Here is a 23410-nt window from a genome sequence, read left to right on the forward strand (position 1 = left end):
TTCTCTCCTGTTGCGAAAACCCGAATTTCAGACGATCAGACGGCCACGAAATGACCGGGGGCGATTTCCCTGTGAACAAGGAGATCGGGCTCATCCCCGACCCGCCGGACAGGGCTTGGAATTTCCCCTTCCAGCAAAACACGATTATGGGCGCGGCGCGGATCGGCAACCGGAACGGCGGCCAGCAAGCGCTGCGTATAGGGGTGGGACGGCGTTTCAAAAACCTGACGGCGGGTACCCAGTTCCGCCATCTGGCCCAGATACAGAACCGCAACCCGGTGGCTCATCTTTTCGACAACCGCCATGTCATGGCTGATGAAAAGATAGGAAAGTCCGCGTTCTTCCTGCAATTCCATAAACAGATTGATGATTTGCGCCTGGATCGACACATCAAGGGCCGACAAGGCCTCGTCGGCAATAATCAGTTCCGGATCGGATGCCAGCGCCCGTGCAATGCAAATGCGTTGGCGCTGGCCGCCCGAAAATTCATGCGGATACCGGCCGGCGCAACTGATTGGCAACCCCACCCGTTCCAGCAGGGCATCCACCCGCTTGCCGATCTGTTTTTCATCCATGATCAAATGATGGGTGCGGATCGGCTCGGCAATCGAAAATCCGATTTTCTGGCGCGGATCAAGGGATGCAAACGGATCCTGAAAAATATACTGGATTTTCTGGCGCAGTTTCTGGCGTTCACCCTTGTTCATCGCGGCAAGGGAACGATCCCTGAAAAAAACATCGCCACTGGTCGCATCCTGCAATTGCTGGATCGTGCGGCCAATCGTCGATTTGCCGGATCCGGATTCCCCGACAAGAGCAAGGGTTTCACCGGGATAAATATCAAAACTGACCTTTTCAACAGCATGTACCCGATGGGTCACACCGCCAAAAAATCCCTTTTTGATATCAAATCGCGTCACCAGATCGCGGACCGACAGGATCGGTTTTTTGTCATATTGCACGGTGTTTTGCACATGTTCGGTACCCATGCATTTCGGGATATTGCCCTCCATGACAATGACCGGAAACCGTTTGGGAAAATCTTCACCCGCCATACTGCCCAGCCGGGGCACAGCCCCCAGCAAGGTCTGGGTATAGGGATGGGACGGATGGGCGAAAATATCGGCAACCGGGCCTTCTTCAACCTTCTTGCCCTTCCACATCACCACAACATCATCGGCGACTTCGGCAACAACCCCCATATCATGGGTGATAAACACCACCGCCATACCCAGTTCTTTTTGCAAATCCTGAATAATCCCCAGAATTTGCGCCTGAATGGTCACATCAAGGGCGGTTGTCGGTTCATCGGCAATCAACAGCCGGGGGCCACAGGCCAGCGACATCGCAATCATCACCCGCTGGCGCATGCCGCCGGACAATTGATGGGGATAACGATGCAAAAGGTCTTTGGCATCGGGCAGGCGTACCATATCCAAAAGCCGTTTGGCCTCGGCCATTGCCGACGTTTTCGCCATGCCTTCATGCAGGATCAGGGTTTCGGTGATCTGGTCGCCAATCGTAAAAACCGGATTAAGCGACGTCATCGGTTCCTGAAAGATCATGGCAATTTCCTTGCCACGAATGGCTCGCATCTCCTTTTGCGTCAGCGACAATAAATCAACCGTTCCCCGGTTCCCGGCAAACATGATTTTACCGCTGGCATAGCTGCCCCCCATCATGTCGGCAAGACGCATCACCGACAACGATGTCACCGATTTTCCGGAACCCGATTCCCCGACAATCGCCAAAGTCCGACCAGCCGCAACAGAAAAACCCAGATTTTCGACAACACGCGACGACCCGAATTCAACAGAAAGATTATCGACACTCAAAAGCGGAGAAGATGCAGCTTCGGTCACGCAAATATCCTCGTAAAATGTCGGCATTCGATGAAAAAGTAAGGGGCGCGATCAGGGATGCGTTTCAGGAAACAATGACACACGGCGCAGCCTGAATCCGGCATGTGCCCCCGGCTTCATGCCTGCGGTTGCAACGCATTCGTGTCGCCCGGATGACCTGATGCCCGTCATATCCCGCCTCATCCTGATCTGATTTTGTAGACTGTATATTGTTTATGATTCGATATCAGCATTTATTCGACATTTCGTCAACAAATCGATGATCAGGGCAAATTGACATACCGCATGGCATCCACATTCCACTCCGTGGTTAAATCCCCGGCATGGGACCGCAGGACGACGTCGCACAGGTCGCTGGCGAAATGATCGCCCCAAACCCGGAACCCTATATAAGGAGATTCTTGATGGCCATGATGAAAGCAGCGATTTTTGTCGAACCCGGACGCATCGTGCTGGATGACAAACCGATCCCCGATGTCGGGCCGATGGATGCTCTGATCCGCATTACCACCACCACCATTTGCGGCACCGATGTGCATATCCTCAAAGGCGAATATCCGGTTGCCAAGGGTCTGACCATCGGTCATGAACCCGTCGGGATCATTGAAAAACTGGGGTCCGGTGTTGAAGGATACCACGAAGGTCAGCGCGTGATTGCCGGTGCAATCACGCCCAGCGGCCATAGTTACGCCTGCCTGTGTGGCTGCCATTCACAGGATGGGGCCGGAACAAAACACGGTTTCAAGGCAATGGGCGGCTGGCGGTTTGGCAATACCATTGACGGTTGTCAGGCCGAATATGTTCTGGTGCCCGACGCCATGACGAATTTAAGCCCGGTGCCCGATGGTTTAAGCGACGAACAGGTTCTGATGTGCCCCGACATCATGTCCACCGGCTTTTCCGGGGCCGAAAGCGGCAAGGTACGAATTGGCGATACCGTGGTTGTCTTTGCATTGGGCCCGATTGGCCTGTGCGCTGTTGCCGGGGCCAAACTGATGGGGGCGACTACCATCATAGGTGTTGATACCGTGCCTGAACGCATGGCAATTGCCAAAAAAATGGGGGCGGATCATGTGATTGATTTCAAAAAATCCGACCCGGTCGAGGAAATCATGCGCCTGACGGATGGCCGGGGTGTCGATGTCGCTATCGAGGCCCTTGGCACCCAGGCCACCTTTGAAGCAGGCCTGAATGCCCTGCGTCCGGGTGGCACCCTGTCCAGTCTGGGGGTTTATTCCGGCGATTTGCGCATTCCGCTGGGCGCGTTTGCCGCCGGTCTGGGCGATCATAAAATCATCACCACCCTGTGCCCCGGCGGCAAGGAACGCATGCGTCGCCTGATTGATGTTGTCGCGTCGAACCGCGTCGATCTGCGCCCGATGGTCACCCATCGCTTTACCCTTGATCAGATCGAAGACGCCTATGATCTGTTTTCCCATCAACGTGATGGTGTTTTAAAGGTCGCGATTACTCCGGCATAATGACACAGGATAACATTGTAAATATCCCCGCCAGACGAGGGGATATTTATATCCGGCTGGCACTATGACCCTTAATCTGCCATATTATGCAGGCTTTATCGGGTTTGGATCCCTCAGAACAACATATGCCATGACCGACATATTTCATCTGTTTTGCAAACATTGCCTGCGCGCCTTGTCGGATCGGCGCGGGCTGTCGATTTGCCTGATGTTGGCCCTTGTTTTATCGGGCATGTCGCATTTTGCTCCACCCTTGGGGCAAACAACCTCTGCCACCCACCACGCCACAATGTCCCATCATCAACATCACACCTCATCCCCGGATAACAGCACCGCCGATCCCCTCGCGGTCAATCATCACGGACATGGTATTTGCGGCCTGTGCGTGCCGGTCATGCCCCTGATCACCGCACAGATCGGCATCATAAATCCGACATGGCGGCATCCGGGCAATCATATCGCCCGCGCCTTTACACCATCCCTGCCGCAACAGCCTCCGCAAACCGTGTAACGCCATTTGACAGCAACCCCGGACAAGGTGCTGCACCGCGTCCGGTATGTTTTTGATCGTTACACAGGATAATCTCATGACCATGATCACCCGTCGGCAAATGCTTGCCGGACTGGCCGGTATCGGCGCGACCGCCTTTGCCACCCCCGCCTTTGTGCGCAGCGCCCATGCGGCGATGACCCATGCCGATCTTGCACCCCTTCGGATCACGACCCGGCAGATCGAGGTCAAAGGCCGGGCCGCCACGGTTTATGGCCTGCTGACCCCCAATGGTGTTTCGGGCCTGACCCTGAACCGCGAAGACGGTTTTGCCCTGCGCCTTGAAAACGCCATTGCCGATCCCAGCCTGATCCACTGGCACGGATTGACCCCGCCATGGCGGGATGATGGCGTGCCGGATATCTCGCAACCCCTGCTTGCCCCCGGCGCGTCTTATGATTACCGCTTTGCCCTGCGGCGTGCAGGCACCCACTGGATGCATTCCCATCATGGTTTGCAGGAACAACAATTGATGGCCGCCCCGTTGATTATTCACGATGCCAAAGACCGCAAGACCGACATGCAGGAAGTCGTGGTCATGCTGCATGATTTTTCCTTTGCCGACCCGATGGAATTGCTGGAAAAGCTGCGCGGCGGCTCCGGTCATGGTGCGATGAGGCATGGCGCGGGTCATGGGGCCGGCCATAATATGGGCGGTATGGCCGGTGCCATGAACACCATGCCCGGCAACATGATGATGGATTTGAACGACATCGATCATAACGCCTATCTTGCCAATGACCGTACTCTGGATGATCCTGAAATCATTGCCACCGAACGCGGCGGCATGGTGCGGCTGCGGGTCATCAATGGCGGTGCATCGACCAGCTTCACCCTTGATCTGGGCCGCGTCACTGGCACCCTTGTGGCGGTGGATGGCAATCCGGTTGCACCGCTGACCGGGTCGCAATTTCCCATCGCGATTGCCCAGCGCCTTGATATCGTTTTGCGCATGCCCGACGATGGCGATGCCGTGCCTGTTCTGGCCCTGCGCGAAGGCGCACGCGAACGCACCGGCATCATTCTGCAACCTGCCGGGGTCAATGTGCGCAAAATCGATCCGGCCGGCGCAACAGATGGCCCGGTTGTCGGCCTTGATCTTGAAACCCGCCTGCGCAGCATTGAAACACTGGCCGACCGCCCGGCGGATCGTCACATCACGGTTGATCTGACCGGCACGATGGCGGGTTATGTCTGGGGCATGGCGATTGACGGGGTTGAAAATATCCCGGTTCGGGTGCGGGCGCAGGACCGGGTCGAAATCACGTTCCGAAATCCGTCGATGATGTCCCATCCCATGCATCTGCATGGTCATCATTTTCAGGTTGCCGCCATCAATGACGTCCGCATAAAGGGGGCCATGCGCGATACAGTGATGGTGCCGCCCGGACAAACCGTCACCATCGCCTTTGATGCCGACAATCCCGGAAAATGGGCGTTTCATTGCCATCATATGTATCATATGGCGACCGGCATGATGACAACGCTGGATTATGACGGTATCGCCTGACCACGATCCCGGCGCGGATGATTATCCGCGCCGGGCCATAATGCATAAATTTTAATCACCAAAAATGAACAAGATTAAAATTTAATCATTATTTTCTGTGCGGCGCACATATAATAACCGCATCAAAATCAGGGATTTTGGCAGACCTACCTGAAATCACATCATAATTTATCTATTCCCGGCTTCTGGCACATTGTTTGCAGTTGCTCAGTCAGGTTCCATGATTGTTTCTGGAACCCCGAAATACCGCACCCAATGATGGGTGCCTCAGGCAAAGCCGCCGAATGAACACATCCCCTGTTGCACCAGGGCGATAATGTTCGTTCGGCGGCTTTTTTATTTGGGCAAGGCCCGTCGGGCTTTAAAAATGGGTACACAAAGATGCGTTCATTAAAATTTACCCGCCGCACTCTGTTAGGCGCAGCCGCCTCTGTTCTGCTGATGACGACAGGTCTTTTCCCCGCCCATGCCGATATGCTGGATGTGGAAAAGGACGAATTGAAATTTGGTTTCATCAAGCTGACCGACATGGCCCCGCTGGCGATTGCCTACGAAAAAGGTTTTTTCGAGGATGAAGGCCTGTTTGTCACCCTTGAACCGCAGGCCAACTGGAAGGTCTTGCTGGATCGTGTGATCACCGGCGAACTGGACGGCGCGCATATGCTGTCCGGGCAACCGATTGCCGCGACCATCGGTTTTGGCACCCCCGCCCACATCGTCACCCCCTTCACGATGGATTTGAATGGCAACGCCATTACCGTTTCCAACGATGTCTGGGCGATGATGAAACCCCACATTCCGACGGACGCCGATGGCAAATCGGTCCATCCGGTCAAATCCGATACCCTCAAACCGGTGATTGATCAATTCAGGGCCGAAGGCAAGCCGTTCAATATGGGCATGGTGTTCCCGGTTTCGACCCACAATTACGAACTGCGTTACTGGCTGGCGGCGGGTAATATTCACCCTGGCTATTATTCGCCGACCGACATTTCCGGCCAGATCAAGGCCGACGCCCTGCTTTCCGTCACCCCGCCACCGCAAATGCCCTCCACCCTTGAGGCAGGTACCATTCACGGTTACAGCGTAGGCGAACCCTGGAACCAGCAGGCCGTTTTCAAGGGCATTGGCGTCCCGGTCGTCACCGATTACGACATTTTCAAAAACCGGTCGGAAAAGGTATTTGGCATTACCGCCGACTTTGCCAAACAAAATCCCAACACCACGCTGGCCCTGACCAAGGCCCTGATCCGTGCCGCCCAATGGCTGGATGAAGGCGACAATGCCAACCGGATGGAAGCCGTCGAAATCCTGTCACGACCCGAATATGTCGGGGCGGACAAGGAAGTCATCGCCAATTCGATGACCGGCACCTTTGAATATGAAAAGGGCGACAAACGCGACGTTCCCGATTTCAACGTGTTTTACCGTCACTTTGCCACCTATCCCTATTATTCCGATGCCGTCTGGTATCTGACGCAAATGCGCCGCTGGGGCCAGATTGCCGAACACAAGGATGATGCATGGTACGCAGAAGCCGCAAAATCGGTCTATCTGCCCGATATTTATCTTGAGGCCGCCAAAATGCTGGTCGAGGAAGGCCACGTTGCCGAGGCCGACTTTCCGTGGGGCAGCGACGGTTATCGCCCGACAACCCCGGCAACGGACGTCATTGATGGCATTCCGTTCGATGGCAAACAGCCGAACGCCTATATCGATTCCCTGCCGATTGGCCTGAAATCCGGCCAGATCATCGACGGCAACGAGGTTGCAGGCAGTTAGGCCACGCAAGCCGGGCCGGTCTTTCGCCATGACCGGCCCTGCCCCGGCACACCGCCAGATATTTCCCGAAAGAATTCCAAGGATCTGCAAGATGGCCCATGCAACAGATGCCCATTCCACCCCGGCAGTCGCCCCGCGCCGCGAAAAAATCTTCACGGCGATCAACAAGGCCAGCGGCTGGCTTGACGCGTTGGGGTTTTCCTGGCTGACACCCCTTTTGAAAATGATCGCGGGCGACAGTCCGCGTGAACAGCTTCATGAACTTAAACGGGTTCTGGTTATTCCCTTGCTGGGGATTGGTCTGTTTCTGGTGGCGTGGGGCGTTCTGGCCCCCAAGGTTGAAACATCACTGGGCGCCATCCCCGGCCCGGCGCAGGTCTGGGAACAGGCGGTGAATTTGTGGGATGATCATGTGCGCGAACGCGAAAAAGCCGCCGATTTTTATGATCGTCAGGACGAACGCAACGCCAAACTGATCGCCAGCGGCGATGCCGACAAAATCAAAATGCGGACCTATACCGGCAAGCCGACCTATATCGATCAAATCATCACATCGCTGTTTACCGTCGGGCTGGGGTTTGCGATTGCGACACTGGTGGCCGTGCCGCTGGGCATTGCTTCGGGCCTGTCGAAAACCTTCAATGGTGCGATCAACCCGCTGATCCAGATTTTCAAACCGGTATCACCCTTGGCGTGGCTGCCGATTGTCACGATGATTGTCTCGGCCCTGTATGTCGATACCAGCGATCTTTTTCCAAAATCGCTGGTAATTTCGGCCGTCACGGTGATGTTGTGTTCGATGTGGCCGACCTTGATCAATACTGCGGTTGGCGTCGCCTCTATCGACAAGGATTTGATGAATGTCGGCAAGGTCTTGCAATTGCCGACCCGCAAAACCATCACCAAACTGGTCCTGCCATCGGCCTTGCCGCTGATTTTTACCGGGTTGCGCCTGTCGCTGGGCGTGGGCTGGATGGTTTTGATTGCCGCTGAAATGCTGGCGCAAAATCCCGGTCTTGGCAAATTTGTCTGGGATGAATTTCAAAACGGATCGTCGCAATCGCTGGCCAAAATCATGGTTGCGGTTCTGACGATTGGCATTGTCGGCTTCATGCTGGACCGGGTGATGTATGCGCTGCAACGCGCCTTCACCTTCTCGGCCAACCGATAGGGGCAGGAATAATGGCATTTCTTGAAATTTCCGGCCTGTCAAAACATTATGGCGACGGCGTACGGCGCACCGATGTCCTGTCCGATATCAATCTGAAAGTCGAGGAAGGCGAATTCATCGCCATTGTCGGTTTTTCCGGATCAGGCAAAACCACCCTGATTTCCGCCCTTGCCGGGCTGATTGCCCCCGACCGGGGCGGCGTCATCTTCAAGGGCAAGGAAATCAGCGGCCCCGGCCCGGAACGCGGCGTGGTGTTTCAATCCTATTCGCTGATGCCCTGGCTGTCGGTTTTCGGCAATGTGTCATTGGCCATCGATAGTGTTTTCAAGGCCAAACCGAAATCCGAACGCGCCGCGATTGCCGAAAAATACATCAATATGGTCGGGCTGTCACATGCCCGCGACCGCAAACCTGCCGAACTTTCGGGTGGGATGCGCCAACGGGTGGCGGTCGCCCGTGCCCTTGCGATGCAACCCGAAGTCCTGCTGATGGATGAGCCATTATCCGCCCTTGATGCCCTGACCCGCGCCAAATTGCAGGATGAATTTGCCGCCATTTGCGGGCAGGAGAAAAAGACCATCATCCTGATCACCAATGATGTGGACGAGGCCATCCTGCTGGCAGATCGCATTATTCCGCTCAAACCCGGCCCCAATGCCACACTGGGCCCAGAATTCAGGGTGACATTGCCCCGCCCGCGGGATCGGGCCGATATGAATAGCGACCCCGAATTCATCCGCCTGCGTGCCGCCGTGACCGATTATCTGATGACCATCGGTGCCGAACGCGGGGCGGAAACCGACCGAGACATCATCCTGCCCGATATTGTGCCGATCACTAAAAAAACCGGCTCTACTACCACCATCGGCAATGCACCGCCTGCGGCAATCCTTGCCGCCGGGGCATCGCACAAGGATGCCGGTTTTCTGGAATTCAAAAATCTCAGCAAGGTTTACCCGACCCCCAAGGGACCGCTGACCGTGGTGGACGGGTTCGATCTTTCCATGAACAAAGGCGAATTCATCACCCTGATCGGTCATTCCGGCTGCGGCAAATCAACTGTTTTGTCGATGGTGTCGGGCCTGAACAATATCAGCGACGGCGCGATCATCCTTGATGGCACTACCATCACCAAAGCCGGGCCGGACAAGGCCGTGGTATTTCAGGCCCCGTCATTGCTGCCGTGGTTGACGGCCTATGACAATGTGGCACTGGGGGTCGATCAGGTTTATCCGCACGCCACCCGGCAGGAACGCAAGGATGTCGTCGAATATTACCTGTCGCGGGTCGGGTTGGCGGATTCCATGCACAAACAGGCCGCCGATCTGTCGAACGGCATGAAACAGCGGGTTGGCATTGCCCGCGCCTTTGCCCTGTCGCCAAAATTGCTGCTGCTCGACGAACCGTTTGGCATGCTGGATTCCCTGACACGCTGGGAATTGCAGGATGTGTTGATGGATGTCTGGAAACGCACCCGGGTCACCGCGATTTGCGTCACCCATGATGTGGACGAGGCAATCCTGCTGGCCGACCGGGTGGTGATGATGTCGAATGGCCCCAATGCCCGCATCGGCAATATCATGGAGGTCGATCTGCCCCGGCCCCGGTCGCGCAAGGCGTTACTGGATCATCCCGATTATTACGCTTACCGCGAAGAACTTCTGGAATTCCTCGAAGCCTATGAAGGCGGGGCGCATCCCGATGAACATCTGTTGCAAAGCATCAAACAAAAACGCGCATCACGCATGCAGCGACAGGAAACCGCCCCGCCGCGCCTGATGGCGGTCGCCGAATAAAATACACATTACCCCGCATAAGCCGGTCCTTCTGACCGGCTTATGCTTTGGTCGAATTTATCATCAGACAATTGACAAAATGAACGTCGTTTAGTAAGGATCATTAACACCATTTTCAGTGGATAATTATCCCCAACCCATATTCCGCCTGTATATCTTAGGGACCGGTAACCGCATAGAATGTCCAAAACCCGCTCGTCTTCGCCGCGCAAACCGGTCTGGCCCCTTTTTGTGCCCAAACTGGTCACCACTTTCCGCGAAGGCTATGGCCTGACGGCCTTGCGTCATGACATTTTTGCCGGGCTGACGGTGGCGATTGTCGCCCTTCCTTTGGCGATGGCGCTGGCAATTGCCAGCGGCACCACACCCGACAAGGGCCTGATCACCGCAATTATTGCCGGTTTCCTGATTTCCGCCTTGGGCGGCAGCCGCTTTCAAATCGGCGGGCCGACCGGGGCCTTTGTTGTCGTGGTGTTTAACATCATCACCCAATATGGCTATGACGGCCTGATCATCGCCACCCTGATGGCGGGATTCATGTTGCTGATTGCCGGGTTTGCCCGGCTGGGCACCTGGATCAAATACATCCCCGAACCGGTGGTGACCGGTTTTACATCGGGCATCGCCGTCATCATTTTCACCAGCCAGATCAAGGATATGTTCGGGTTGAGCATGGCCGAACTGCCCGCCGAATTCATCGCAAAAATCACCGCCCTGTGGCAGGCCCGCGATACGGTCGATATCGTCAATCTGACCGTCGCCCTTTTGGCCCTTGGCGTGATTGTTTTCCTGCGTCGCAAGGCCCCGAAATGGCCCAGTTTCCTGATTGCGGTTGGCGGGGCATCGCTGGCCGTCGCCCTGATGAATTTGCCGATTGATACCATCGGGTCACGCTTTGGCGGCATTTCGGCCAGTCTGGCACTACCAGATTTGCCGGTGATCACACTGGCCCGCCTGACCGAACTGATGCCCAGCGCCTTTACCATTGCCTTTCTGGCCGGGGTTGAAAGCCTGTTATCGGCAATGGTCGCCGATGGCATGACCGGGCGTCGCCACCGTTCCAATTGCGAACTGGTGGCCCAAGGGGTTGCCAATATTGCATCGGGCCTGTTTGGCGGCCTGCCTGCCACCGGGGCCATTGCGCGCACCGCCACCAATATCCGCGCCGGAGCAAGGTCGCCGGTCGCCGGGATGCTGCATGCGGTTTTCCTGCTGGCTTTCATGCTGGTTCTGGCCCCGCTGGCCAATTATGTGCCGCTGGCCGCCCTTGCCGCCGTTCTGATGGTCGTCGCCTGGAATATGAGCGAAATCGACCGTTTCAAACGCCTGCTAAGCGGCCCCTTGGGCGACCGGGTTGTCCTGATCCTGACATTCGGCCTGACGGTAATGGTGGATTTGACGGTGGCAATCCAGACCGGGGTGGTTCTGGCCGCCGTTCTGTTCATGCACCGCATGTCTGAAAGTGTCACCATTACCCAATCTGGCACCCATAACGGCAATGGCCTGATTTCGCAGGATCAACCCGATCAGATGGCAACCCCGGCCGCCCCGGTCAGCCAGCGTAACCACGAATCCGACATCGCCCGTTATCGTGACAGCCTGCCTGACAATGTTGAAATATACCGCTTGAATGGCCCGCTGTTTTTTGGTGTCGCCAACCGCCTGACCGATGTGATCGACAGCATCGCCGGATATCCGCGCGACTTTATCCTGTGCATGGATGATGTGCCGATGATTGACGCCACCGGCGCATCGCGGATCGAACATTTCATCGCCACCTGTCAGAAACACGGCACCCGCCTGTTCCTTAGCGGCCTGCGCGACCGGCCCCGCCGGGTACTGGAAGACATGGATATCCTGACCCATCCGCAATTGTTATGTGTACCCGATATCGATGCCGCCCTGGCCGAAATCGCCAAAACCGCGTAATTTTGGCAATTGGTCCCATGATCTGATGCAAACTGGCCCTTCGCCGGGCGATCCAATCCGGCGATAAGCACCTGTGTTGAAATTCCATTTTCAGGGGGCCTGATGACGATCCGCACAAATCCTTATGACCAGCCGATTGGCCTTGCCGTTCCCGATTGGCAGGGTTGCAACATGCCGCCCCGCATCGCCATGACCGGGCGTCATTGCATTGTCGAACCCATTGACGCTGAAAAACATGCGCGGCAATTGTTTGATGCTAATCTCGCCGCCCTTGATGATCGTCGGTTCACCTATCTCAGCACCGATGCCTTTGACGATTTCACCACCTATCGCACATGGCTGGTCGGAATGGCCGCCCAAAATGACCCGATGTTGCATGCGATTCTGGATCGGGCCAGCAACACCGCCCTTGGCGTCGCGGCCTTTATGCGCATTGATGCCCCGATGGGCGTGGTCGAAGTTGGCCATATCAATTATGCGCCCGCCCTCGCCCAAACCATCGCCGGGACCGAGGCGATGTATCTGATGATGAAACGTGCCTTTGATGAATTGGGCTATCGCCGCTATGAATGGAAATGCGACAGCCTGAACGAACCGTCCCGTGCCGCCGCCGCCCGTTACGGGTTTCGGTTTGAAGGCATTTTTCGCAATGCGCTGGTCTATAAAGGCCGTAACCGCGATACCGCGTGGTTTTCCATCATTGATACTGAATGGCCCGGCATCAAACAGGCTTTTGAAACCTGGTTGTCGCCCGACAATTTCGATGAAAACGGCCAGCAACGCCAAAGCCTTGCCGCCTTGCGCACTGTCTGATGTCTCCTCTCCCGGATGGGATCAGTCGATCACATCCGGGGTGAAAATGCTGTTATCCAAAAACCCGTCCGGTCCGACCAACGCCCGGTCCGGCGCATCTCGCAATCCCTCAATCCGCCAGTCTTCTCGCGGCAGGGCAACATCCATGCCCGCCACCGCCGTCCGGTACAGATCGGGGCGATAAACCCGTTTGACCATTTCCGCCATATTGATATCCAGCGGCGCCTGTCCCCAACGCTGCATTTGCGATCCAACCCATTGCCCCTGCGACAACCACGGGAAAGTGGCGGTATAGCGATAAAAAACATGGCGGTCCGGCACATCAATCACCTCGCCGCCCGGTCGCAAGACCGGCTGTCCGCCCAGTGACGCCTTTAAAATATCAAACGACGCCCCGACATGCCCCTCATCGGCCAACAATTGCGCCAGTTCCGTGCGGTTTTCCGCCTGATCAGCCCATTCAGCGGCCCGCACCAACGCCCGCACCAGCGACGATACCGTATCGGGGTTCGATATTGCCCAGTCTTCGCGCACACCCAAAACCTTTTCCGGGCTGCGCGGCCAGATATCGTCTTTCAGGGCGACAATCACCCCGTCGCCATGAAATACAGCACGCAAATTCCACGGTTCACCGACGCAATACCCGTCCACCCAGCCATTGCGCAGACTGTCAAACATCCGGGGAGGGGCAATCACCCCGATATTGATATCCTGATCCGGGTCAATCCCGGCCGCCGCCAGCCAGTATCGCAATTCGTAATTATGGCTGGAAAACGGAAACACCGTTGCAAAGGACATCACCGGGCGTCCGTGCGCCCGGTCATCCTCGATCACTTTTTTCAACGCCCGTGCGCTTAAACCGCGCGGTCCCTGCATGATCTGCGGGGCAAGTTCCAGCATGCGCTGATACAGGCGGGTGGACACGGTAATCGCATTCCCCCCCCGACCCAGCGCCATCGGCACCACCAGATTTTGCGCCGGCATCCCGCCCAGACCGATCCGCGCCGCCAGCGGAATCCCCGCCAGCATGTGCGCTGCATCAAAAACGCCATAGGATAATTTGTCGCGGATCGCCGCCCATGACATTTCCCGGATCAGATGCAGATCAATATTTTCCGCAACATCAAACCCCTGCGCGTGGGCCACCACCGGCAGGGCACAATCAACCAGCGGCACAAAACCAAGACGGACAATTTTGCGTGTCATGCTTAGAACTCCAACTGAAAAGCCGTGATCACGCTTTGCGCGATATCGTAAATTTTGCGGTTATGCTTCATGGCGTTCTTGCGCAAAAGCGCATAGGCCTCCTCCTCGCTCAGACCTTTTTGCTGCATCAGGATACCCTTGGCCCGCTCGATCAGCTTGCGTTCGCCCAGTTTGGCCTGTGCCTCGTCGCGTTCGCGGCGCAACTGGTCAAAGGCATTGAAACGGGAAATCGCCATTTCGACAATCGGACGAATACGATCCTGCCGCAAACCATCCACGACATAGGCACTGACCCCGGCCTCCACCGATGCCGTGATCATCGAACTGTCGCTTTGCCCGACGAACATGGCAATCGGGCGTTTGATGGCACGCGACACCTGAAACATCTGTTCCAGCGTGTCGCGGTCCGGGTTTTCAAGGTCAATAATGATTACATCCGGGGCAAGGGCTTGCACCCGTTCCACCAGATTATACGATGTGCCGATCCGGCTGACCCTTGTATAGCCACCTTCGGCAAGGCCGCGTTCGACAATGGCCGCGCGGTCGGTATCCTCGTCGATTACCAGAATGCTGAATTCTTCAAGTTTCATTCAATCCTGCCACGATCCCTGATCATGATCTTTCTCTCTCTTTGTTATTATCCCGCTTTTATCAGCGGTATGGCGGCGCATGATACAGGGGCGATATGCCCTGCCGGATCAGTCAATTTCATTCTGCGGCAATCGGGCTGGCATATCCATGCCGGTCCCGTTCGGCCTGTTCAAACCGCGCCTTTTCCGCCGCAATGGTTTCGGGCGAAAACCGCACGACAAGGGCAGCAAAGGAACACAACACCACCGCCCCGCCCAGATACATCAGGCCTTGCTGATAGCTGAGGCTTTCGGATGCAAACAAAAACCCGGCGGCCACCGCCCCGGCATTGCCGCCGGCTCCGACAATCCCGGCAACCGCCCCCAATGCCTTGCGATTGACAAACGGCACAATGCCAAAGGTGGCCCCTTCGGACATCTGCACAAACAGCGAAAACACAATCATCATCACTACCGCAATCAGCAGGGCGTCCATTTGTGAAAACGCGATCAGCGCGATGCCTTCGACAAACATCGCAAAAAACAGGAACCGTACCCGGCCCGACAATCCGCTTTTGGCGGCAAAGCGGTCGGAAAACACCCCGCCCAGAGTCCGGGCGAAAATATTCATCAATCCGAACAACCCGGCAATCAGCCCTGCGGTTTGCAGGCTTAACTCAAACCGGTCAAAGAAATAAATCGCCGCGATATTGTTGATCGTCAGTTCCACCCCGAAACAGGCACCATACACCACAAACAGCGCCCAGACCCGGACATCGCGCATCGCCGCCAACATACCCTTGCGCGCCCCGGCATGGTCGTCTTCGGGTTTAAGGGCACCGCCTTTGCGCATGTCGCCAAAATTGCCATCCGGGCAATCGGTGGTGAATTTCCAGTACAATACCGCCATCGCCAGCATCATAACGCCCGGCACAATCATCGCCAGACGCCACCCCATGGCCTCTGTCACGCCAAATCCAAGAATCACGGCCAGAATGGCGGGCATCGCCATTTGCGTAACCCCGCCGCCCAGATTCCCCCAACCCGCCGTCGTGGCATTGGCCGTTCCGACCACATTGGGCGCAAACATCATCGAGGCATGATATTGCGTAATCACAAAAGACGCGCCAATCGCCCCAATCGCCAGACGGGCCAGCAAAAATGTTTCGTAACTGTCGGCAAGGCCGATCAGCATCACCGGCAAGGACCCAAAAACCAGCAAACCGGTATAGGTCTTGCGCGGGCCGATCCGGTCACATAACGGACCGATCAAAAGCCGCACCAGAACGGTAATCGCCACCGAGGCAATAATGGTATTGCCGATATCGGCTTTGCTCAGGCCCAGATCCGCCCGCACCAGCGGCATCAATGGCGCAATGCCAAACCATCCAAAAAAACACAGGAAAAATGCCATCCATGTCAGATGAAACGTCCGCATCTGAACCGTTTTCAGATTGAATAACGTGATGCGCGGTGCCTTGTTTCTGATTTCCATACCAATGAAGCCCTTCGTTTGGGTCGCCTGACGGGGTGGCGACCGACGTTTGTGTCATGGGCCACGCGCTTCATCTTGAAAATCCGCTGGCGGCCTGCGAAACCCGACCCATGCGCACCGCAAAGGCGCACAAAATTCCGGATATCTGGTCGCCCGCCATTGGACGAAGAACTGTGATTTCCCCGGCACTGGGGAAATACCGCAAACATTGCGGCGATCACGCCATCAGATTTGCAAACGCCACGCCAGTTTTGCCGCAGTGCAGAATTATCTGTTCAGCCCGCTGTTTTGCCTGATGAATCTGCCAGACTTCCCGGCAAATGTCCGATCTGCCATCCCACATCACCCCGCATTATGTTTATTTTTTAATCATCACGCGCACCGTATGTTTGTTTTTTAATCACATCATAATTCGCCCAAAATCTGTGCAGTGCCAATTGGGGCGAAATTCTTTTCTATTCCAGCCGATTACAGTTTTTTGCCAACCCATACCGGTTCTGGCACGCATCTTGTATAGAAGGGGGCAGCGCAGACACAGATGTTTGCTGCGCCGGTCGAAGACCGGCTTACATACTGAATCCAATGTCGGGTTCACCGGATAATGACGTCCGTTGCAAGATCAGCTTTATCGCAGATCGGCATCGGGCGTTTTTTTATTGCAAATTCGCTTCCCGCGACATGGAGCCAGAGACAGATGAATCACGTCCCTGCACCCGCCAGTATTACCGGAACCGCCCGCCCCCGCCTTGTCGTGATCGGCAATGGCATGGCCGGAATGCGCACGGTCGAAGAATTACTCTCCCGCGCACCGGACAAATATGACATCACGGTTTTCGGGGCAGAACCCCGGGTGAATTATAACCGCATCATGTTGTCGCCCTTGCTGTCGGGCGAAAAAACCTTTGATGAAATCGTCATCAACACTGCCGAATGGTATCAGGAAAACAACATCACCCTGCATTCCGGCGATCCGGTCATCACCATTGACCGCGCCCGCCAGACGGTCATCACCCAAAACGGTCATGAAATTGCCTATGACCAGCTTTTGCTGGCGACCGGGTCCGACCCGATCATGATCCCCCTGCCCGGCAAGGATTTGCCCGGCGTTGTCACCTTTCGCGATGTCGATGACGTTGATGTCATGTTAAAGGCCGCCGCAACCGGTGGCCCGGCGGTGGTGATTGGCGGTGGTCTATTGGGGCTTGAGGCCGCCGTCGGCCTTCAGGCACGCGGCATGTCGGTCACGGTTTTGCATCTGGCCGGGCATGTGATGGAACGTCAGTTGGACCCGTCCGCCGGATATCTGTTGCAACAGGAATTGCAACGGCGCGGCATAAATGTGATTACCGGGGCCGATACCGGTGAAATCATCGGCATCGATTGCGTCACCGGTGTCCGTCTGAAAGACGGCACGATGATCCCGGCCGATCTGGTGGTGATGGCAGTTGGCATTCGCCCCAACGGACGGCTGGCCGCAGCAAGCGGCCTGACGGTGGAACGCGGCGTAGTGGTCGATGATTTCATGGCCACCAGCGACCCGGCGATTTCGGCGGTGGGCGAATGCGTGCAGCATCGTGGCCAGTGTTATGGTCTGGTTGCGCCGCTGTTTGAAATGGCCAAAAGCTGTGCGGATCGTCTGGCCGAAATTGCGGCGGGCGGTTATGCCGGGTCCGTCACCTCAACCAAATTGAAAGTTACCGGTGTTGATGTGTTTTCGGCCGGTGATTTTTCCGGCGGGGACACCTGCGAGGAAATCGTTTTCCGCGATGCCGGACGCGGCGTTTACAAACGCCTTGTTCTGGAGGATGGCCGCATCAAGGGTGCGGTGTTATATGGCGATACGTCCGATGGTGCATGGTATTTCCAGATGCTGAAAGACGGCACCGACATCACCAGTCTGCGTGATACCCTTGCCTTCGGTCAGGCCTTCGCCGGAGGATCCGCCGGAAACCCTAAGGATGCCGTTGCCGCCCTGCCAGATGATGCAGAAATTTGCGGCTGCAACGGCGTTTGCAAGGGCACCATCGTCAATGCCATCACGGCCAAGGGCCTGACAACCCTTGATGAAGTCAAAAGCCATACCAAGGCATCGGCATCTTGCGGGTCCTGTTCCGGCCTGGTGGAAAACCTTCTGGCCTTTACTTTAGGCGACGGATATGAAGCCGCCGCACTCAAACCGATTTGCACCTGCACCGATCATGATCATGACAGCGTGCGCCACCTGATCCGCGCACAGGGCTTGAAATCCATGCCTGCGGTCATGCAGGCACTGGAATGGAAAACCGCCGATGGCTGTCATGTCTGTCGCCCGGCCCTGAATTTCTATTTGCTGGCCGCATGGCCCGGTGAATATGTCGATCATGCGGCCTCGCGCTTTATCAATGAACGGGTTCACGCCAATATTCAAAAAGACGGCACCTATTCGGTGGTGCCGCGCATGTGGGGTGGTTTGACCAATCCGCGTGAATTGCGCGCCATTGCCGATGTCGCCGACAAATTCGATATCCCCACCGTCAAGGTCACCGGCGGACAACGCATCGATCTTTTGGGGGTGAAAAAAGAAGACTTACCCGCCGTCTGGGCCGATCTGAACGCTGCCGGGATGGTATCGGGTCATGCCTATGGCAAATCATTGCGCACGGTCAAGACCTGCGTCGGGTCGGAATGGTGCCGCTTTGGCACCCAGAAATCGATGTCAATGGGTGTTGAACTGGAAAAAATGACATGGGGATCATGGACCCCGCATAAATTCAAAATGGCGGTATCGGGTTGCCCGCGCAATTGCGCCGAAGCCACGATCAAGGATTTTGGCGTGGTCGCCACCGATGGCGGCTGGGATTTGCATGTCGGCGGCAATGGCGGCATCCATGTTCGCGCCACCGATCTTTTATGCAAAGTCACAACCGAAGACGAGGTGCGCGAATATTGCGGTGCCTTCATGCAGCTTTACCGCGAAGAAGCCCGTTATCTGGAACGCACCGCACCCTGGATCGAACGGGTGGGCCTGAAACATGTTCAGGATCGCGTGGTCGAGGACGCCGAAAACCGCAAGTCGTTGTTTGCCCGCTTCCTTAAAAGTCAGGAAACCGCCCAGATCGACCCGTGGGCCGAACGCGCCAAAGATGGTGTTGACGCCCACGAATTCAAACATCTTGTCGCGGCGGAGTAAAACCATGACCGATATGCTGAACTGGATTGATGTCGGCCCTGTCGAAGGCATTCCGCTGCAAGGCGCACGCACCCTGCAAACCCGGACTGACCGGATCGCGATTTTCCGGACCCTGGATCAACAGGTATTCGCCCTGCTCGATCGCTGCCCGCACAAGGACGGGCCGCTGGCACAGGGGATTGTGCATGGTCATTTTGTCACCTGCCCGCTGCACAATATGGTGTTTTCCCTTGAAACCGGACAGGCACAAGGCCCCGATGACGGCTGTGCCGCCAAGGTCGAGGTCAAAATTATCGAAGGCTCTGTTCATGTCGGCCTGACACCCTCGCAAATGGGAAAGCGCCATGAAGGGTGAGGTTAAAACAACCTGCCCCTATTGCGGTGTCGGCTGCGGTCTGATCGTCTCCCCCACCCGGGACGGCTGGGCGGTCGGGGGCGACCCCGACCACCCGGCCAACTTCGGGCGGTTATGTTCCAAGGGGGCCGCCCTGATCGATACGGTCGAGGCCGAGGCGAAAAGCGATTTTCGCCTGCTCGCCCCCAATGTTAATGGCGTTGACACCGACTGGAACACCGCCATTGACACCACTGCCAAAGGCCTGCGCGATACCATCGACCGTTACGGCCCCAAATCGGTGGCATTTTATGTGTCGGGGCAACTCCTGACCGAGGATTATTACGTCGCCAACAAGCTGATCAAGGGGTTCATCGGGTCGCCCCATATTGATACCAATTCGCGCCTGTGCATGGCCTCCACCGTGGTCGGCCACAAACGCGCCTTTGGCGCGGATGTCGTACCGGGATGTTACGAAGACCTTGAAATCGCTGATCTGGTCATCCTGACCGGATCGAACCTTGCATGGTGCCATCCGGTTTTAAACCAGCGTTTGCGTGCCGCCCGCGCCAAAAACGGCACCAAAATCATCGTGATCGACCCGCGCAAAACTGCAAGCTGCGACATTGCCGATCTGCATCTTGCAATCAAACCCGGTTCTGATGTCGCGCTGTTTAACGGGCTTCTGGCCTGGCTGCATGATACCGGCAACACCGACCAACCCTATATCGCCCGCCATGTCAGCGGCTATGACGATGCTGTTGATGCGGCCCAAAAAGACTGCCCCGATCTGATCACAACTGCCGAAAAATGCAGCCTGGGTCTGGCGGATTTGGAAACGTTCTTTTACTGGTTTGCCCGATATGACCGCACCGTCACGGTGTTTTCACAAGGCGTCAACCAGTCCAGTCAGGGATCTGACAAGGTCAACGCCATCATCAATACCCATCTGGCAACCGGGCGGGTTGGCAAACCGGGTTCCAGCCCGTTTTCCGTCACCGGCCAGCCCAATGCGATGGGCGGGCGCGAGGTCGGTGGCCTTGCCAATCAACTGGCCGCCCATATGAACCCCAACGATCCGGTCGATGTGGACCGTGTGCGGCGGTTCTGGGATGCACCCAATCTGCAACAGGGTGAAGGATACAAGGCCGTCGAGATGTTCCGGGCGATTGAACGCGGCGAGATCAGGGCCATCTGGATCATGGCGACCAACCCGGCCGTCAGCCTGCCGGATTCTGACCGGGTGCGTCTTGCCCTGTCGCGTTGCCCGTTGGTGATTGTCTCGGATGTGGTGCGCGATACCGATACATTGCGCCACGCCCATATCAAATTACCGGCCAGTGGCTGGGGTGAAAAATCGGGCACCGTTACCAATTCCGAACGCCGCATCACCCGGCAACATCCGTTTCGCGACACCCCCGGCATGGCCCGGCCCGATTGGTGGATCATGACACAGGTCGCCCGTAAAATGGGCTATGACAAGGCCTTTGCCTATCGCGATCCGTCGGCGATTTTTGCCGAACATGCCGCTCTGTCGGAATTTGAAAATGACGGATTGCGCGCCTTTGATATCGGCCAGTGGCGTAAGGCCCGAAAATCCGCCTATGACGCCATGCAACCGTTTCAATGGCCCGCCTCGCGCCATCATGCACCGGCTGGCGGCTCGCAACGTCTGTATGGTGATGGCCGGTTTACCACCACCAACGGGCGGGCGCGGATGCTCACCCTGTCCCACAGCGCCCCCAAAACCCTTGCCGATGCAACCTATCCGCTGATTGCCAATACCGGGCGATATCGCGATCAATGGCACACCATGACCCGCACCGGCACCGCCGCCCGCCTTTCTGCCCATCGCCCCGAACCACTGATCGACATTCATCCCGACGATGCCGCCCGTTACAATGTTGAAGATTGCGGTTTTGCCCGGATCGAAAGCCGGTTCGGATCAAACCTGATGCGCGTACAGGTCACCGAAAACCAGCAACAGGGCACGGTGTTCCTGCCGATCCACTGGAACGATACAGTATCAGCCGCCGGAACCATCAGCCGCCTTGTCGCCTCCGAAGTGGACCCCCATTCCGGCCAACCCGAAAGCAAACATGCCGCCATTGCCATAACCCCGTTCAAACCGGCATGGCAGGGGATTTTGTTCACCCGCGAGGCGGTCGATCTTTCCAGCCTGCCTTACTGGGTCGCCACCACCGGGCCGGGGTGCACGGTTTACGAGATTTCCGGCAAACATAACTGCCTCTTCAAATCCCTGTTGCCAGGATTGCCCGATGACGAAGTCATTGAATATAGCGACACCAAAAAAGGTATTCACCGCCTTGCCCGCCTGCGCGATAACCGCCTGATCAGCGCCCTGTTCATCTCGCCGGACCGCCCGGTGGCCGGGCGCAACTGGATATCGTCGCTGTTTAACAATGACGATCTGGACATAACCGCGCGGGGTGGGTTGCTGGCCGGGCGGTTGCCCGAAGGCGGCAATCTGAATGACCGGCTGATCTGTTCGTGTTTTTCCGTGGGGCTTGCCGCCATCTCCGGCGCCATTCGCCATCAGAATGCGGTTTCCACCGCCGATATTGGCCGTCTGCTTCAGGCCGGAACCGGATGTGGGTCCTGCCTGCCCGAACTCAAGGAGATTCTTGATGACGCATTACCGCGCGCCGCAGAATAAGGGACAATCCCTGGAAAATTTCGCATATTTCCCGGCCTTTATCCATGTCACCGGCAAGAAAATCATCGTTCTGGGCGGCGGCGATGTCGCCGCAGGAAAATTGCGGCTATTATGTCGCAGTCAGGCCCAAATCACCGTCATTGCCGCCGAATTATGCCCCGATATCGCCGCCATGCGCGATCGGGGTGATATCCATTGGGAACCCGGCCCCTTCATCGACACCATGTTGAATGGCGCGGTCATGATCTTTGACGGCAGTAACGATCCCCGATTGACCCGCCGGATGCGGATTGCCGCCAAAAGGCGCAATATTCCGGTCAATGTTGTCGATAAAACCGACCAGTGCGATTTCATCGTTCCGGCCATTCTGGACCGCGCCCCGGTGATGATCACAATTTCAACCGGCGGCTGCGCCCCGGCACTCGCCCGGATGCTGCGTCAACGTCTTGAAACCGCCATTCCCTCATCGGTATCGCGCCTTGCCGCCATCGCCCGAGATGCCCGCAAAATGGTCGCCGATATCCTGCCCGATAATGGGGCGCGGCAACGCTTCTGGACCCGGTTTTTCCAGACCGGCCTGAACGACAGAAACGATCATCCAAAAACCATCAACCCTGATCCCCATTTATCGATTGATCAGGCCCTGCAATCCTTTGCCCGCGATGCCGGGCCGGACCAATCCGGGCGCGTCACCCACGCAACCCTTGCCGCACGCGATCCCTATGACATGCCGCATGGGGTTGCCCGTGCCCTTGAAACCGCCGACATTGTTTTTCATGATCCGGGCATTGCCGCCGATATCCTTGCCCTTGCCCGGCGCGATGCCACCTGCATTGCCCTTGAAACAGGCCCCGATGGCCTTTTACCGGAACAGGCCCGCGAAACAATGACATTGCAGGCGGATTTCTTCGCCCGGCAAGGCAGCAATATTGTCTGTCTGTATTGCCCGCCACAGGCACAACGCCTCGATAATGTCATCGCCCTGCACGGGATCAGTTCCCCATCCCGTCTTGCCGGAATGGGGAACTACGCAATGCAACCGGCCAGAGAACTGTGACAGTTCCCC

The 23410-nt window shown here is 56.7% G+C and carries 16 protein-coding genes; 12 read left to right on the forward strand and 4 right to left on the reverse strand.

Annotated features, from left to right (window positions below; translation table 11 throughout):
* Positions 1-35 precede the first annotated feature (35 nt).
* The gene (locus tag Q8O73_RS09340) at positions 36-1862 is read right to left on the reverse strand and encodes an ABC transporter ATP-binding protein (protein ID WP_305557835.1); all 1827 of its coding nucleotides are present in this window, start codon (positions 1860-1862) and stop codon (positions 36-38) included.
* Between the two features lie 404 nt (positions 1863-2266).
* Here Q8O73_RS09340 and Q8O73_RS09345 point away from each other — a divergent pair, with 404 nt between their 5' ends.
* The 8 genes from Q8O73_RS09345 to Q8O73_RS09380 all read left to right on the forward strand — a co-directional run bounded on the left by Q8O73_RS09345 (position 2267) and on the right by Q8O73_RS09380 (position 12894).
* The gene (locus tag Q8O73_RS09345) at positions 2267-3343 is read left to right on the forward strand and encodes an NAD(P)-dependent alcohol dehydrogenase (protein ID WP_305557836.1); all 1077 of its coding nucleotides are present in this window, start codon (positions 2267-2269) and stop codon (positions 3341-3343) included.
* A gap of 130 nt (positions 3344-3473) precedes the next feature.
* Positions 3474-3854, forward strand: coding sequence for a hypothetical protein (locus Q8O73_RS09350; protein ID WP_305557837.1), 381 nt, complete (start codon positions 3474-3476; stop codon positions 3852-3854).
* Positions 3855-3930: 76 nt separating this feature from the next.
* Entirely contained in the window at positions 3931-5403 is a 1473-nt protein-coding gene (locus Q8O73_RS09355; RefSeq protein WP_305557838.1) for a multicopper oxidase family protein, read from the forward strand.
* Between the two features lie 441 nt (positions 5404-5844).
* Positions 5845-7185 carry a CmpA/NrtA family ABC transporter substrate-binding protein gene (locus Q8O73_RS09360; RefSeq protein WP_305557839.1) on the forward strand — a complete coding sequence of 447 codons (1341 nt, stop codon included), beginning with the start codon at positions 5845-5847 and terminating at the stop codon, positions 7183-7185.
* 91 nt (positions 7186-7276) lie between these two features.
* Entirely contained in the window at positions 7277-8356 is a 1080-nt protein-coding gene (locus tag Q8O73_RS09365; RefSeq protein WP_305557841.1) for an ABC transporter permease, read from the forward strand.
* An 11-nt stretch (positions 8357-8367) separates the two neighbouring features.
* Complete coding sequence (locus Q8O73_RS09370) at positions 8368-10152, forward strand: ABC transporter ATP-binding protein (protein ID WP_305557843.1); 1785 nt, start codon at positions 8368-8370, stop codon at positions 10150-10152.
* Positions 10153-10332: 180 nt separating this feature from the next.
* A complete protein-coding gene (locus Q8O73_RS09375; protein WP_305557845.1) occupies positions 10333-12081 on the forward strand; it encodes a SulP family inorganic anion transporter in 1749 nt (582 codons plus the stop codon).
* Between the two features lie 102 nt (positions 12082-12183).
* A complete protein-coding gene (locus Q8O73_RS09380) occupies positions 12184-12894 on the forward strand; it encodes a GNAT family N-acetyltransferase (protein WP_305557847.1) in 711 nt (236 codons plus the stop codon).
* A 21-nt stretch (positions 12895-12915) separates the two neighbouring features.
* On the opposite strand, the gene Q8O73_RS09385 is transcribed toward Q8O73_RS09380, so the two are convergent.
* The 3 genes from Q8O73_RS09385 to Q8O73_RS09395 form a co-directional block, all read right to left on the reverse strand.
* Positions 12916-14100, reverse strand: coding sequence for a CmpA/NrtA family ABC transporter substrate-binding protein (locus Q8O73_RS09385; protein WP_305557849.1), 1185 nt, complete (start codon positions 14098-14100; stop codon positions 12916-12918).
* A gap of 2 nt (positions 14101-14102) precedes the next feature.
* The gene (locus tag Q8O73_RS09390; protein ID WP_305557851.1) at positions 14103-14690 is read right to left on the reverse strand and encodes an ANTAR domain-containing response regulator; all 588 of its coding nucleotides are present in this window, start codon (positions 14688-14690) and stop codon (positions 14103-14105) included.
* Positions 14691-14808: 118 nt separating this feature from the next.
* Positions 14809-16164: an MFS transporter gene (locus Q8O73_RS09395; protein ID WP_305557853.1), complete on the reverse strand. Its 1356-nt coding sequence runs from the start codon at positions 16162-16164 to the stop codon at positions 14809-14811.
* 694 nt (positions 16165-16858) lie between these two features.
* Between Q8O73_RS09395 and nirB the strand changes: the two genes are divergently transcribed.
* Genes nirB through Q8O73_RS09415 form a run of 4 tightly spaced genes read left to right on the forward strand, consistent with a single transcriptional unit; the run spans position 16859 to position 23401 of the window.
* Positions 16859-19333, forward strand: coding sequence for a nitrite reductase large subunit NirB (gene nirB, locus Q8O73_RS09400; protein WP_305557855.1), 2475 nt, complete (start codon positions 16859-16861; stop codon positions 19331-19333).
* Between the two features lie 4 nt (positions 19334-19337).
* Positions 19338-19688 (forward strand): nitrite reductase small subunit NirD, encoded by a 351-nt coding sequence (gene nirD / locus Q8O73_RS09405; protein ID WP_305557857.1) that lies wholly within the window; start codon positions 19338-19340, stop codon positions 19686-19688.
* Complete coding sequence (locus Q8O73_RS09410; protein ID WP_305557859.1) at positions 19678-22344, forward strand: nitrate reductase; 2667 nt, start codon at positions 19678-19680, stop codon at positions 22342-22344. Before nirD ends, Q8O73_RS09410 begins: the two co-directional genes overlap by 11 nt.
* Positions 22316-23401 (forward strand): bifunctional precorrin-2 dehydrogenase/sirohydrochlorin ferrochelatase, encoded by a 1086-nt coding sequence (locus Q8O73_RS09415; RefSeq protein WP_305557861.1) that lies wholly within the window; start codon positions 22316-22318, stop codon positions 23399-23401. The genes Q8O73_RS09410 and Q8O73_RS09415 overlap by 29 nt, the downstream gene beginning before the upstream one ends.
* Positions 23402-23410 lie beyond the last annotated feature (9 nt).

Origin of the sequence: Thalassospira sp. (assembly GCF_030690045.1) — a bacterium.
GTDB lineage: Bacteria > Pseudomonadota > Alphaproteobacteria > Rhodospirillales > Thalassospiraceae > Thalassospira.

What these genes read in the sequence shown, in the direction of transcription:
- Q8O73_RS09380 (WP_305557847.1), top strand. Translation starts at nt 12,184, where the DNA reads ATGACGATCCGCACAAATCCTTATGACCAGCCGATTGGCCTTGCCGTT.
- Q8O73_RS09415 (WP_305557861.1), top strand. Translation starts at nt 22,316, where the DNA reads ATGACGCATTACCGCGCGCCGCAGAATAAGGGACAATCCCTGGAAAAT.
- Q8O73_RS09390 (WP_305557851.1), bottom strand. Translation starts at nt 14,690, where the DNA reads ATGAAACTTGAAGAATTCAGCATTCTGGTAATCGACGAGGATACCGAC.
- Q8O73_RS09365 (WP_305557841.1), top strand. Translation starts at nt 7,277, where the DNA reads ATGGCCCATGCAACAGATGCCCATTCCACCCCGGCAGTCGCCCCGCGC.
- Q8O73_RS09370 (WP_305557843.1), top strand. Translation starts at nt 8,368, where the DNA reads ATGGCATTTCTTGAAATTTCCGGCCTGTCAAAACATTATGGCGACGGC.
- Q8O73_RS09385 (WP_305557849.1), bottom strand. Translation starts at nt 14,100, where the DNA reads ATGACACGCAAAATTGTCCGTCTTGGTTTTGTGCCGCTGGTTGATTGT.
- Q8O73_RS09375 (WP_305557845.1), top strand. Translation starts at nt 10,333, where the DNA reads ATGTCCAAAACCCGCTCGTCTTCGCCGCGCAAACCGGTCTGGCCCCTT.
- Q8O73_RS09395 (WP_305557853.1), bottom strand. Translation starts at nt 16,164, where the DNA reads ATGGAAATCAGAAACAAGGCACCGCGCATCACGTTATTCAATCTGAAA.
- Q8O73_RS09410 (WP_305557859.1), top strand. Translation starts at nt 19,678, where the DNA reads ATGAAGGGTGAGGTTAAAACAACCTGCCCCTATTGCGGTGTCGGCTGC.
- nirD (WP_305557857.1), top strand. Translation starts at nt 19,338, where the DNA reads ATGACCGATATGCTGAACTGGATTGATGTCGGCCCTGTCGAAGGCATT.
- Q8O73_RS09360 (WP_305557839.1), top strand. Translation starts at nt 5,845, where the DNA reads ATGACGACAGGTCTTTTCCCCGCCCATGCCGATATGCTGGATGTGGAA.
- Q8O73_RS09350 (WP_305557837.1), top strand. Translation starts at nt 3,474, where the DNA reads ATGACCGACATATTTCATCTGTTTTGCAAACATTGCCTGCGCGCCTTG.
- Q8O73_RS09355 (WP_305557838.1), top strand. Translation starts at nt 3,931, where the DNA reads ATGACCATGATCACCCGTCGGCAAATGCTTGCCGGACTGGCCGGTATC.
- Q8O73_RS09345 (WP_305557836.1), top strand. Translation starts at nt 2,267, where the DNA reads ATGGCCATGATGAAAGCAGCGATTTTTGTCGAACCCGGACGCATCGTG.
- nirB (WP_305557855.1), top strand. Translation starts at nt 16,859, where the DNA reads ATGAATCACGTCCCTGCACCCGCCAGTATTACCGGAACCGCCCGCCCC.